Genomic DNA, 13,093 nt, shown 5'->3' with positions numbered 1-13,093 from the left:
CCGTTCCGAACGCCGCCCCGGACGACGCCGCACTGTCGGAATCCGATGGCTCGTCACGCCCGGAGCAGGTCGAACAGCTCGCCCCGGAGCCCGGAATCCGTGCCGAACTCCCCGCGATATGCGGTCGATGTCATTTGCGCGGCCGCCTTGATGCCGCGCATCGTCATGCAAAGGTGCTCGCCCTTCGCTATGACCGCGACGTCCGGGGTGCCGCTCAAAGTGCTGATCTCCAGCGCGATCTGGTCCACGAGGCGCTCCTGGACCTGCAGCCGGTGCGCGTACTGATGGGCGACCCTGGCGAACTTCGACAGGCCGAGGAGGTGCCCCGTCGGGCGGTACGCGATCGTCACGGAGCAGTTGAACGGCAGGAGATGGTGCTCGCACAGCGACCAGACCTCAATGCCTGAGACGACTACGAGCTGGTTCGTGCCGGTGGTCTCGAAAAGCGTGCCCAGCGAACCCGGGTCGTAGTTGATGAACTCTCGCCACCAGCGGGCGAACCGCGCAGGTGTGTCGCGCAGTCCGTCGCGCTTCGGGTCCTCGCCGATCTCTTCCAGCAGTTGGCGGGCGAGGCCGACCAGTGGGTCCTCGGTCGTCCTCGATGCCGACGCGTCGCCATTCAGGTCCAATTTTGTCACCGACATGCGGCTACCTTTCGTCCGGACTTCGGAGTTGCCGACCTCACGGCCGGTACTCGGCCCAAGTCTTGGGAGTTTCTGAGACACGCACGCAGGTCAACTCGGGAAACTTCACCGACCATGTCCCGTAGACCCAGGCCGCCATATTCTCGGCCGTCGGATTTTCTTCCATCACATCGTTCAGATGCCGGTGATCAAGATGACTGTCCAGCCAGGCCTTGAATGCGGACAAATCTCCGTAGTCGCGAACGAAGCCCACGGGCAACAGGTCCGCATCATCGGCTCCAAGCTCCAACTCGATCACATAGTTGTGCCCGTGCATTCGGGCACACTGGTGCTCAGGAGCAAGGCCGGCAAGCCGATGACTGGCCGAGAATTCAAATTTCTTCGTGATGCGAAATGCCATCGATCCGAGTTCCCCTTCTCCATTGCGTGCGTCGTTGCTCACACGCCGCGTTTTTCGTCCCACACCAAGGTGTGCAGTCTGGTCGTCAAATTCCAGCCGCGCTCCACCACCGCGTCGGCCAACTCGCTCATGTGCTTGGTGACATCGTCGGCGGTACGCCCGATCGGCATGATCCATACCGAGGGCAGGTCGAAGGTGGCGACCAGCTGGGCCACTTCGTCGAGATCGCGGGTGTTCTGGCAGACGAACTTGAACGTGCTTCCCGGCAGTGCCGAAAGACTGGTGAGTGCGGCCGGGACGATCCTGCGCTTAAGGTCGTCGCCGGAGTGCGACAGCTTCGGCGAGACGTTGAACCTGACGCCGGCGGCGATGAGTTCGGGGTGCGCGGCGTGCGTCCCGTTGGTCTCGATCTCGATCTCTTTACCGCGGTCGGTCAATGCTGCCACCAGAGGAATCAGTCGCTCTTGCTGGCCCAGGGGCTCACCGCCGGAGATCACGATCAGCTCGGTGTCGAATCCGAGCAATTCCGCGACGACAGCTTCGACCGGGCGGCGGTGCAGCTCCTTACGCGGATCGTGGGCGACCCCGCTCTCACCGGCTCCGGTCCAGTCCCACGTGTAGGGCGTATCGCACCACGAGCACGACAGGTTGCACCCGCCGAGTCGCAGGAACGCGCACCTGCGCCCCAGGGACCGACCCTCGCCCTGGACGGTCGGACCGAAGATTTCGTTCACTACGAGATCCTGATACATGGCGCACCGTTTCCTATGAGGAGGACGACTCGACGGCCGCCGGCTTCTGCGCCTGCACGATGAACCAGTGCCGACTCAGCCGGATACCCTGGTCGACGGACACCGCGGCGACATATCGATCGAATGCCTCCATGTCCGCCGCCGAATCGTAGTTGTCGACGATCGGCACTTGATGCAGAAAAGTGTCCAGATCGCCCGCCGAGTGGTAGAACTCCTCGAATCGGAACGCCTGGCTTCTTGTCACCACGAAGCCTGCATCGGACAGCTCCTGAGCAATTTCCTCCGCCATGGGCCGGCCGTTCCAGCTGCCGAAGTCCTGGCCGCGACCGAACGTTTCCTTCAGCTCGCGCGCATCCTGCTCCCCGATCCCCATGTACACCACGAACCCACCGGGGCGCAGCACCCGCTCGAACTCGCGGGCGATCAGCGGACCGCGGCGGGAAGTGACCACATCGGCGTACCCGTCGGGCAGCTTCGTGTGGGCGGCGTCGCACAGCTCGAACGTCACGTGCGGCAGACCTGCCTCCGCTCGATACCGCTCGGCGCATTCCAGCATCGACGGCGACAGATCTATCCCGGTCACGGCGCCGTACGCGGGAGAAATGCGCAACAAACTACGTCCGTCGGCGCAGCCGACATCCAGCAGTCGGGCGTGCGGCGCCCCCAGTGCGGTCGCCAGTTCATCGAAGACGGCGTCCGGGCGGCCGTCGGGGAAAACGTCGGTGCTCCGTGCATCGCTGAAGTAGCCGCCGAACCGCTCGGCCACCCGGGAGTAGAACTCCGCGTCCATCGTCATCGGCCGTGCACCTTCCCCTGAGCCACGCTCAAGGAGAGGCCCTGGTGCGTACGCACCGGATCCTTCCTCTTCCGTGGGAAATTCCCAGCAAGGTCCCCCGCTGCAATCGCGGGGGACTTCGTGCTGCGCTGCGATGCGGTTTCCGGGACGCCGAAGGCGGCGGGCGTCACCGCGTCCCGGGTCAATACGGTCATTCGGACCACTCCTTGTGGGCGTCCCCTGAAGGGGCGCCGAGGTCGGCAGGACCCAATCTCCGGTGTGGCCCTATCGGCCCGGCATCACGGCGCATCCACAGCGGTGACGGGGCCGGGATAAGACGGTGATAGCGCGAGCATGCGGCCGCGATGGGCACCTGGTTCACGCTGGTTTCAGCAACGCCCGGACGATGGCGAAACGGGTGGCGAAGGAAGGAGAACCGAGATGGCAACCAAGAGATGGACGGCTGCCGCGGGGGCCGTCGTCGTGCTGGTCCTGGGCGCTGTGGGAAATCTGCACGGCGTGGAGCAGCGCCCGGCCGCCGTGACGCCGGCCGATGAAGCACCCGCCGACAACACGCCGTGGACGTGACGGACCAGCACACTCCTGGTATCAGCCGACCGACGTCATCGGCCTGCCCAGGATGGCAACGATGTCGGCCCGTACGGCAGCGGCCCCGCTGTGATCGAGGATCCGCTCCCGGATCCTGGCCGATCGCGAGTAGTGCTGGACGGCCTGTTCCACCCGACGCAGGTGGGCATTGACCCGGCCGAGGTCGTGCAGCACATACCCTTCTCCGACCAGGTCGCCGCTCGCCCGGACCATGGCGAGGACCTCGAGCAGGGTCCGTTCCGCCGCCTCGTACCGCTGCTGGCACATCAGCATTTGGCCCAGCCGCCGCAGTGCGAGGGCTTGGCCCCGGTCGAAGCCGGCCGACCGACAGATGCCGAGGGCTTCGTCGAGAGAGGAACGGGTCCGCGTGAAGTCTGCTCGCCGCATCGTGATGTGCGCCATCTCGACGAGCACGTACGCCCGGCCGATGACGTCCTGCGCCCGCACGAAGTTGCGCTCGGCGCTCTCGTAGAGGGCCAGTGCCCGATCGTCGTCACCGTGGTGCCGCTCGATGCGCGCCAGGTCACGCAGGCACAGCGCCTGACCACGCACCTCACCGACCCTCTCGAAGATCTCCAAAGCGGCGCTGAGGTAAGGGCCCGCTGCCTCATGCTCGCCCCGGTACAGGTGCAGGGTCCCCAACGAGCCCAGTACCGCCGCCTGGCCCGGTTCGTTGCCGGCCTCCTGCACTGCGGTCAGCGCCACCCGATGAGTGCGCTCCCAGAGCTCGGGATAGCCACGGGCCTCGAAGAGCGTCACCAGAGTGGTGGCCAGCTCCCAGCACAACTCGTCCAGCCCGGACCGGGCCGCCAGCTCGACCGCGTTCAACAGGTTGGTCTGCTCGCTCTCCAGCCACCCGAGCGGGTCGCTGAGGCACCGCTGGACCTGGTCCTCCGGCGGGTGCCACCGTTCGCCCCGGCCCGCCACGATGGTGTACGTACCGCCGTAGATCGCTTTGTGCGCCCGCTCCGCGAGCGCCATCCAGCCACCGACCATACGCCGCACCGCTCCGGCGCGTTCCGCCTCGGCAATCTCGGCGGGCAGCCGTTCGTGCGCGAACATCCGCACGATCTGCGACAGTCCGCATCGGAACTCCCCGCCCCGGCCCATGGCGGTGATGTCGAGGAGCCGGCTGTCGATGAGCGGTTCCAGCAGGTCAGTGGGGTGCGGCGTGCGGTCGCCGACCAGGGCGGCACCCAACCAACTCGGAATCTCCGTCCCCTCGGCCAGGCTGAGCAGGCACAACAGGCGACGGTCAGCCGCCGCCAGACCGTCGTAGCTGAGCGAAAGGCTGGCCCGGATGGACAGCTCGCCGTGTGCCAGCTCGTCCAACCGGCGGTGCTCGTTCTCCAGCCGGTGACACATGGAGGTCAAAGACCAGTGCGGGCGCGCGGCCAGGCGCGCGCCGAGGATACGCAGCGCGAGGGGCAGCCCGCCCACCAAGCGTATGAGGACCCCCGCTGCCTCCCGCTCGCTCTCCACACGGTGCTCTCCGATGATCCGCCCCAGGAGCTGGATGGCCTGTTCCTGGCCCAGCGGCTCCAGGTCGAAACGGCGGGTGCCCGGCAACGCCGTGAGCTGGCCGCGGCTGGTGACCAGCACACTGCTGCTGCCGGTTCCGGGCAGCAGAGGAATCACCTGCGACTCGCTCACCGCGTCGTCCAGCACCACCAGGATCCGGCGACCGGCCAGCAGACTGCGGTACATCTCCGCGCGCTCATCAAGCGCATCGGGTATGGCCTGGCCGGGTACGCCCAGCGCCCGGAGGAACCGCCCCAACGCCTGGGCGGAATCCACCGGTTGTCCGCCCGGCCCTCTCAGGTCGCAGTAGAGCTGTCCGTCCGGGAAGTACCCGGTGGCGAGTCGGTGCGCCACGTGCCTGGCCAACGTGCTTTTGCCGACACCAGGTCCGCCAAGCACCTGAACCACGTTCAGTTGCCCCTTTTCCTGCCCCTCGGTGACGGCGTCGCAGACCGCTGAAACGGTCGCGTCGTCGGCCACGAGGTCGCCGATGTCGGCGGGAAGTTGCCTTGGGGTGACGACCGGATCAGGATCGGCACTGCGCTCCTGCACCGCCTCGGAGACCGGCGCCGCCACGAGAGAACCCGGTTCGGCCGGTTCGGCCAGTGCCAGGTCGGCGTCGTCGGTCAGGATTGCTTGCGCCAGATCACGCAGTTCCCTTCCTGGGTCCAGACCCAGTTCTTCGCTGAGAATCGCGCGGCCCTGGTGGTAGGCCTCCAGAGCCTCCGCCTGCCGGCCCGAACGGTACAACGCCACCATGAGGTGCCCGCGCAGCCGCTCACGCAGCGGATGGCTGGCGACAAGTTGCATCAGCTCGCCGACCAGGTGCTCGTGACGGCCCAGTTCCAACAACAGCCGCATGCAGGTCTCCACCGCTTCCAGGCGCCTCTCGTCCCACTGCGCTGCCGTACCGGCCAGGACTTCGCTCGGTACCCCGGCCAGGCACCGCCCCCGCCACAGGCTGATCGCCGAGCGCAGCGTTTCCACCGCAGGCATCTTCAGACCATCTCGGGCCAGCGCGTGCGCCTCTGTGACCAGGCGACGGAAGGTGCCGACATCGGTCGCATCCTCCGGCGCCCTCAGGACGTACCCGCCGGCTCGGGTCTCGATCGTGGCGTCGACTCCCCCGTCCGAAAGCGCCTTGCGGAGTCGGGAGATGCAGATCTGCACCTGGGCGCGTGCGGTCTTCGGCGGATCGTGGGCCCACAGGACATCCACCAGGCGGGCCGTCTCCACCACCCGGTTCAGTTCGAGCACCAGCGCCCCGAGGACGATCTCTTGACGCCCCGGTGCCACGGATACGGCCCCCAGCTCGCCGCTCACCTCAAGCGGCCCGAGCACCCGGAAGGGCGCTGCCGCTACGCCGCTGCCGTCGTAACCTGAAACTGCCATGCATAACCTGCTTCTGTGAGATCAGCCAGGCTGTGTGGTCCGGCTTGCAAAGTGGAACGGGACTCATACCGACCTGGCTCCTCAGCCGTAGCCGTTGACTGCGTCGCCGCACACCGCCAAGGGCTCGGCCGGGGCCGGGCCCGGCGCGTGGTCAGCCGCCTTCGACCTGCCGTCCCATGGATGCCCACCCGCCGTTGCCTTCCGGGGCGGGGAGAACTCTGCCGAGGCGGTGTCGTTCATCGAGACTGCTCCGATCAGCGGTGTGTCGGGACGGGGGACGGGAAGAAAGGGGGGCGGTGTGCTCGGCAGGAGGAGACCGAGGTCGTGGTGTACCGCGTCGCTGACCCGGAACGTGCGCTCCCTGTGCTGTTCGTGCCAGGTCCGGCCGTGGAAAGTGCAGTCCCAGGACCAGGTCGGCGCCCGGGTCGGCGGAGGGCCAACGGTGCTCCACAACCTGCACTGCCCGAAGGCGCCCAGGAAGACGTGCCGGTGGCACTCGGGCTTCACACCGCGACGGCAAGCCCCAGGCGCTCCTTCACCCTGACCTGGAGAAGTGGTGGCGGTACTGCCCCGGTGTGACGCCCAGGGTGCGCTTGAAGCGGCGGTGCAGGGTCTCGGCGAAGCCGAAGCCGCAGGCTCGGGCGATCGCCTCGATGGTGGTGTCCGTCGTCTCCAGCAGCGCCCGGGCAGCCTCGATGCGGACGGTCTCCACGTAGGCGGCCGGGGTCAGTCCGGTCTCGGCGCGGAAGACCCGGGTGAAGTTGCGCTCGCTCATACCGGCCCGTTCGGCCAGCACCCGGACGGTCAGGTCCTCAGCGAGGTGGTCGGTGACCCATGCCTGAACGTCCCGCAGCGGCTGACGCGTGGGCCGCTGCGCGGCGAGCTGGGTGCTGAACTGTGCTTGACCACCCGGGCGTTGGACGAACATCACCAGCATCCGTGCGACGGCCCGGGAGACCTCGGGCCCGTGGTCCTCCTCGACCATGGCGAGCGCCAGGTCCATCCCCGCCGTGATTCCGGCGGAGGTCCACACCGCCCCGTCGTGTACGAAGATCTGGTCCGGGGTGACCGTGACGTCCGGGTGCTCGTGGGCCAGCCGCTCACAGGCCGCCCAGTGCGTCACCGCGCGCCGTCCGTCGAGCAGCCCGGCCCGCGCGAGCAGGAACGCGCCCGTACACACGGAAGCGACCCGCCGGGCCCGGCCGGCTGCCGCCCTGACCCAGCCGACCAGCTCTTCATCGTCCACCGCCTCCCGATCGCCCGGTCCACCGACGACCACCAACGTGTCCAGCGGTCCCTCACACTGCTGGACGCCACTGCCGGCCGCGATGTCGATTCCGTGACAGGCCCGCACCGCTCCGGCCCGGCCCGCGACGATCTCCACGGCATAGCCCTCGTCCTCGGGCACCCACCGTTGCGTCTGCGCGAACACCTCATGCGGCCCCGCCAGGTCCAGCACCTGAAACCGCGGATAGACAAGGAAGACGACGCGCCGTTGTGTCACCTGATCATCATGGCCCGCCGTGTCTTTTGGCAGCAAGGACACACATATGACGATCTCCGCCATCGGCTCGGTGCCATGTTTAGCTCCCGGTGGGTACGACTTCGGGCGGCGGGGCGGGTGCGGCTCTTGGGGGCGGCTGCCGGGACGACCGGCCAACACGGCGGAGCGGAGTCGGTGTGCGTCCTCGCGATGCTGCTGCCACGCCGTTTCGAGGCACGACGGACATAACCAGCACATCGGCTGACGTCGTGTCACCACCCGGGGAAGCTGCACGGGCACGGGAACCCGAGCCGGCGGCACGGCGGTGCCGTCTGCCGTGCCGGCCTGTGTCATCCGGATTGAGTTGAGCAACCTGCCTCCTGTCCACGACCCCGCCACTTCTGTGGGATCAGAGGCGAGCGGAGGCTGTTTACCCTCATGTGACGCTCGTGACCAGCGCAATCGTGGAGCACCACAACACGGACCACGAGATCGGCCGGCCGGAACCACGACAGTGGGAACGCGATGGCAAAAGCGACATCCCGGTTCCGTCGCACAAGTGCGGGACCACGGTGGTTCTTCTCACGGTGCGGGTCACGCCACCGATGTCCGGCGCACTGCGTCCTCGTGAGTGAGGACACTGACGTCCACACAAGGAGGCAGGGATGTCCCGACCGGCATGTGCACTACGGGAAGCGGCACGGCTGCTGGCCACCGCGACCGAGCGCGCTCATGCGGGCACCGGACGACTGGTCCTGCTGCGCGGTGCCACCGGCACGGGCCGCACCACGGTCCTGGAGGCCGCCGCCGAGGACGCCGCCGCCCGCGGTATGCAGGTGCTGCGCGCTCGCTGCTCCGCCGGCGACTCCGCGATCCCCTTCGCTGCGGTCCGTCAACTCTTCTGCCCGGCAATCGAGTTCGCCGATCCGTCATGGGACGGCGATGAACGGACGACCGGCGTCGGGCTGCGACGGGTGCTGCGCGCGTACGCCGAGCAGTCGCCGCTGCTGATCACCGTGGACGATGTGCACCTGGCTGACCCGGCGTCCCGCCGCTGGCTGGTGGAGTCCGCGCGGCTCCTGGACCGGTTGCCGATCGTCCTGGCGGCCACCGAGCGCAGCCAGTACGACGTCGACCCGCCCGCCCAGGGCCTCACCCACAGCCTCTCCCCCGCCCTGGTCACCACGCACACCCTGACCCGGCTGTCCGACAACTCCGCGGCGGAAGCCGTCCGATCGGTCTTCCCGGACGCCGACGACTCCTGGACCGAGGACTGTGTACGGGCCAGCGCGGGCAACCCCCTGCTGCTGCGCGCCCTGCTGGACGACCTCTCCGACTACGGTCACCCGGTCGTGCCGGACACCTCGGCCGCCCTGTACCCGGGAGCATTTTCGGCGGCCGTGCAGTGGTGGCTGGACTGCGCCGGGCCGGGCACGGCGGAGGTGGCGCGGACGCTGGCGATCCTGGACGAGGGCTGGGACCACGGACCGGCCCGCAGCGCGGCGTTCCGCGTCCTCCACGTCCCCTCCGTCCTCGCCGAACTCTCCGGCGCCGACCCGGCCCGGGTCGCGGGCTGGATCACCGCGATGACCGGCCTCGGCCTGCTGCGCCCCGACGGCATGGGCCGCCCCCGCTACGCCCATCCGCTGCTGCGGGACGAGATGCTCACCGGCGTGCCCGCGGCCCGGCGGCGCGCCGCGCACCGGACGACCGCTGAGGCGATGCTGCACCGCGGTGTCTGCAGCGAGCTTGTCGCCCGTCAACTGCTGCTCACCGACGTGGTGGACGCGCCCTGGGCACTGCCGGTGCTTCAGGACGCCGCTTCACTGGCGTTACGTGAGGGGCACATCGAGGACGCAGTGGCCTTCCTGCGCCGCGCTCTGGACGAACCCCTCTCCAACGAGAGCAGACAACGCCTGCTGACCGAACTGGGCTCACTGGAGTACGGGGTGCCCGGCTCCTCGGCCGCCATCCTGAGGCTCACCGAGGCGCTGCGGCTGCCGGGGCCGCCGCAGGAACAGGTGCGCGCCGCGGTCGCCCTGGGGACAGCGCTGACCGGCCGTGGCAGGACCAGCGCAGGGGTCGAGGTGCTGCGTTCGCTGTACGACGCGCTCGCCGACCGTCCCGACCTGGTGCGCATCCTGCGGCAGGCATTCCTGCAACTGTCCGACAACGACCAGCTGGTGCGGCAGGAGGCGTACAAGCGGCTGGCCGAGGTGGCCGAGCATTCGCCGGAATCGATCAGCACGGCCGGTCACGCGTACCTGGTGAAATACGCGGTCGCGGCGGGTCTGAGCTCGGCGAAGGAGGCGATGCTGCGCCTGCGCGGTCTGCTGGCGGAACCGGCCGACCCGCTGTCCGAGCCGTACCTGCTGGGGACGGTCGCCGCGGTCGCCCAGTGGGCCGACGAACTCGACGAGGCCGAACGGCTGGTGGAGCGCGGTCTGGCCGGGCAGCGCCCCGACTTCCTGCATCCCATGCACGAGTCGCTGCTCAACACCCGTAAGGACATCGTCGCGGCACGGGCCGATTACCCGCGCCTCCTGGCCGAGCCGCTGCCCGCCGCCGCGACCCCGACCAACGCCCATGCCCACGCGCTCACGGCACTCGTGGAGACGGGCCGCACCGCCGAGGCCGAACGTCTGTCCGAGGCCTTCGACCTGCGGACGGCGCCGGATTCCTGGGAGTTGAACCGGTTCCTGTACGCGCGCGGGGGGCTGCGCGCCGCGAACGGTGACCTGGCGGGAGCCCTGCACGACTTCCTGGAGTGCGGGCGTCGCCAGTCGGCCCGGGAGGTGTTCAGCCCGGTCGTCACCCCGTGGCGCACGGCGGCCGCCGAGTGCCACCTGGCCCTGGGCGTCCCACGGGATGCGCTCGCCCTGGCCGAGGAAGAGCTGCGCCTGGCCCGGGTGTGGAACACGCCCCGCACGGTGGGCCGGGCACTGCGTGTCCTCGGCACCGCGACCGGCGGGCGCCGGGGCCTGGAGCTGACTCAGGAGGCGGTACGACTGCTCCGTAGCGGTCCGGCAGGACCGGAGATCGTGGCGGCGCTGCTGGCCCTGGGCCGTCAGTTGACCGCGTCGGGCGAGTCGTCCCGGGCCCGTGACATCCTGCGGGAGGCGGCCGAGCTCGCCGAACGCCTGGGCGCGGTACGGCTGCGGGACCTGGCGGAGGAGGCGCTGCGGGAGGGCGGCGCGCGCCGTCGGGCGACGCGGACCGGTGTCGCCTCGCTCACCGACAGCGAGCGCCGTATCGCCGAACTGGCCGCGGGGGGACGCACCAATGCGGAGATCGCGGATCTGCTCCACCTGGCCCGCCGTACCGTGGAGACCCATCTGACGCACAGCTACCGCAAGTTGGGCATCCATCGACGCAGCGCCCTGAGCACGGCCCTGACGGGCGGCGACGCGGCGTACGGATCTCTGGTCGGCGACCGGCACACGTAGGGCGAATGGGCCACCCACCTGACGCCCGACTCCCCAGCAGAGAGGCCTGCGCGGTGGGGGTGCCGTGGGGTGGGGGCAGGGGGCGTCGGCGCCGCGGGCGGGGATCCGGCCGGAGCACTTGAGCCGGCCGAACTCGCGGGCTCTCCCCGAGGGCGCGCTCGGTGCACCAACGACAGCCGGGAGGTCTGGCACGCCAACTTGGCAGGATTGTCGCCCGCCGCGTCGGCAAGGCCGGCGGCAAACTCGAAGGCCATGGTCCAAATGCGCGTGATCTCCTCCTGAGCGTCATCGATCGGGTAGCCGGCATCGATCAGCATGTGCCATCCCGCAGAGATCCCTTCGCCCCACGGGGCCGCACCCCTGAACGCCCGTCCGGCCGGCCCGAGGGTGACCGGATACAGTGCGCGAGACAACAGCCTGGTCAGGGGGGAAAGTGACCGACACCAGCAACGCCCGGCCCGCCGAGGGCGAAGCGCAAGCGCCGCGGCAGAACCGACTGCACCGCCTGATGCGCTACCTCCCCCTGGTTGCCCCCGTCCTGCTGTGGGCCGTGCCCTGCTGGGTGCTCCTGCACAGCGGCCAGCACTGGCCGCTGCCCGTCACGCTGGTCGGCACCGCCCTGTTCGTCCTCGGCCTCGTCAGTATGCCGGTCGCGATGATGCGCGGCCACGGCCGGCGCCGGCAGGACCGGGCGGCGATCATCGGTGACACCCTGCTGGGCGCCAGCTGGGTGCTGTTCACCTGGTCCGTTCTGATCGGGGTTCTCTTGCGGCTCGCCCTGACCGTGGCCGGCGTCGGCGCGAGCCAGGACCGGGCCCGAATCGTCACGTGGGCCGCCCTCGGCGTGACCGCCGTACTGCTCGCCTGGGGGTACGCCGAGGCACGCCGCGTACCACGCGTGCGCCGACTCGACGTGCAACTCCCGCGACTGGGAGCCGGGTTGGACGGCCTCCGCGTCGTCCTCATCACCGACACCCACTACGGCCCACTCGATCGCGCTCGCTGGTCGGCACGGGTATGCGAGACGGTGAACGCTCTGGAAGCCGACCTGGTCTGCCACACCGGCGACATCGCGGACGGCACGGCCGAACGCCGCCGCGCCCAGGCCGTCCCACTCGGTACCGTGCGGGCCACCCGGGCCCGGGTATACGTCACCGGTAACCACGAGTACTACAGCGAGGCCCAGGGCTGGGTCGACCTGATGGACGAGCTGGGCTGGGAGCCGCTCCGCAACCGCCACCTGCTGCTCGAACGCGGAGGCAACACCCTCGTGGTCGCCGGCGTGGATGACGTCACCGCCGAGTCCTCCGGCCTGGCAGGCCACCGCGCCCACCTCGCCGGAGCCTTGGAAGGCGCCGGCCCTGACCTGCCCGTCCTGCTCCTGGCACACCAGCCCAAGTTCGTCGACCGGGCGGCAGCCGACGGCATCGACCTCCAGCTCTCCGGCCACACCCACGGCGGCCAGATCTGGCCCTTCCACCACCTGGTCCGCATCGACCAGCCCGCCCTCGCCGGGCTCAGCCACCACGGCACCCGCACCCTCCTCTACACCAGCCGCGGCACCGGCTTCTGGGGCCCGCCGTTCCGCGTCTTCGCCCCCAGCGAGATCACCCTGCTCGTCCTCCGCTCCCCGCACCTGCCCACCTCGCCGTAGCACTGGGCCGGCCACCACATCCGCTGGAGAGTCCACGAGCCGAGGGGTGCGGCGGAAACAGCTGACCAGGCCCGTCTCGCCGAGGACAAAATCCGGACCATTCCCGTCAGCCACAGCCGGCGGTCGAGAGCGGCCCCTTCCAAAACCAACGGGCTCGTGATGCGCGCGCCGAGCAGGCGAAGCGGGGCGCGCGCGTCGGAGTCGGTCAACAGCTGGGCCACCCAACTCGGCTCGGATCGTCCGATCCGGCCCCCATGAGGCGCCGCGTCCTGGGGCACACAGAGCCTCGCTGCCGCGTAGGTCGGCGGTCAGTCCATGGGTCGCCTTTGCGCCAACTGCCGCTCTCCCGCGGTGAGTTCGTCGGCGACCAGCATCGTCCCCCCATGGTGTCGGCTCCGCATCTTCACGATCCCCCAG

General features: G+C 69.4%; 9 protein-coding genes. 3 read left to right on the top strand and 6 right to left on the bottom strand.

The window, feature by feature from the left end; all coding sequences use genetic code 11:
* Positions 1-53: 53 nt before the first annotated feature.
* From folE to AB0E02_RS13930, 4 genes are read right to left on the bottom strand one after another with little or no spacing between them, the layout of a single operon-like run.
* Entirely contained in the window at positions 54-644 is a 591-nt protein-coding gene (gene folE, locus AB0E02_RS13945) for a GTP cyclohydrolase I (RefSeq protein ID WP_362138623.1), read from the bottom strand.
* A 37-nt stretch (positions 645-681) separates the two neighbouring features.
* The gene (locus AB0E02_RS13940) at positions 682-1,044 is read right to left on the bottom strand and encodes a 6-carboxytetrahydropterin synthase (protein WP_030410744.1); all 363 of its coding nucleotides are present in this window, start codon (positions 1,042-1,044) and stop codon (positions 682-684) included.
* A gap of 38 nt (positions 1,045-1,082) precedes the next feature.
* A complete protein-coding gene (locus AB0E02_RS13935; RefSeq protein ID WP_362138621.1) occupies positions 1,083-1,778 on the bottom strand; it encodes a 7-carboxy-7-deazaguanine synthase QueE in 696 nt (231 codons plus the stop codon).
* Between the two features lie 31 nt (positions 1,779-1,809).
* On the bottom strand, positions 1,810-2,592 hold the full coding sequence (locus AB0E02_RS13930) for a methyltransferase domain-containing protein (RefSeq protein ID WP_362138619.1): 783 nt from the start codon (positions 2,590-2,592) through the stop codon (positions 1,810-1,812).
* A gap of 420 nt (positions 2,593-3,012) precedes the next feature.
* Here AB0E02_RS13930 and AB0E02_RS13925 point away from each other — a divergent pair, with 420 nt between their 5' ends.
* Positions 3,013-3,159: a hypothetical protein gene (locus AB0E02_RS13925; RefSeq protein WP_158744850.1), complete on the top strand. Its 147-nt coding sequence runs from the start codon at positions 3,013-3,015 to the stop codon at positions 3,157-3,159.
* Positions 3,160-3,180: 21 nt separating this feature from the next.
* Here the strand turns inward: AB0E02_RS13925 and AB0E02_RS13920 are convergent, their stop codons facing one another.
* Positions 3,181-6,093 (bottom strand): BTAD domain-containing putative transcriptional regulator, encoded by a 2,913-nt coding sequence (locus tag AB0E02_RS13920; RefSeq protein WP_362138616.1) that lies wholly within the window; start codon positions 6,091-6,093, stop codon positions 3,181-3,183.
* 535 nt (positions 6,094-6,628) lie between these two features.
* Positions 6,629-7,597 carry a GlxA family transcriptional regulator gene (locus tag AB0E02_RS13915; RefSeq protein ID WP_030410749.1) on the bottom strand — a complete coding sequence of 323 codons (969 nt, stop codon included), beginning with the start codon at positions 7,595-7,597 and terminating at the stop codon, positions 6,629-6,631.
* A gap of 644 nt (positions 7,598-8,241) precedes the next feature.
* Between AB0E02_RS13915 and AB0E02_RS13910 the strand changes: the two genes are divergently transcribed.
* Positions 8,242-11,022, top strand: a complete 2,781-nt coding sequence (locus AB0E02_RS13910; RefSeq protein WP_362138613.1) for an AAA family ATPase — start codon at positions 8,242-8,244, stop codon at positions 11,020-11,022.
* Between the two features lie 433 nt (positions 11,023-11,455).
* Complete coding sequence (locus AB0E02_RS13905) at positions 11,456-12,676, top strand: metallophosphoesterase (RefSeq protein ID WP_362138611.1); 1,221 nt, start codon at positions 11,456-11,458, stop codon at positions 12,674-12,676.
* Positions 12,677-13,093: the final 417 nt, after the last annotated feature.

Source organism: Streptomyces sp. NPDC048196 (assembly GCF_040652715.1).
GTDB classification, from domain to species: Bacteria; Actinomycetota; Actinomycetes; order Streptomycetales; family Streptomycetaceae; genus Streptomyces; species Streptomyces siderophoricus.
This window is presented reverse-complemented; position numbering and strand designations above follow the sequence as displayed.

What these genes read in the sequence shown, in the direction of transcription:
- folE (WP_362138623.1), bottom strand. Translation starts at nt 644, where the DNA reads ATGTCGGTGACAAAATTGGACCTGAATGGCGACGCGTCGGCATCGAGG.
- AB0E02_RS13940 (WP_030410744.1), bottom strand. Translation starts at nt 1,044, where the DNA reads ATGGCATTTCGCATCACGAAGAAATTTGAATTCTCGGCCAGTCATCGG.
- AB0E02_RS13930 (WP_362138619.1), bottom strand. Translation starts at nt 2,592, where the DNA reads ATGACGATGGACGCGGAGTTCTACTCCCGGGTGGCCGAGCGGTTCGGC.
- AB0E02_RS13925 (WP_158744850.1), top strand. Translation starts at nt 3,013, where the DNA reads ATGGCAACCAAGAGATGGACGGCTGCCGCGGGGGCCGTCGTCGTGCTG.
- AB0E02_RS13920 (WP_362138616.1), bottom strand. Translation starts at nt 6,093, where the DNA reads ATGGCAGTTTCAGGTTACGACGGCAGCGGCGTAGCGGCAGCGCCCTTC.
- AB0E02_RS13910 (WP_362138613.1), top strand. Translation starts at nt 8,242, where the DNA reads ATGTCCCGACCGGCATGTGCACTACGGGAAGCGGCACGGCTGCTGGCC.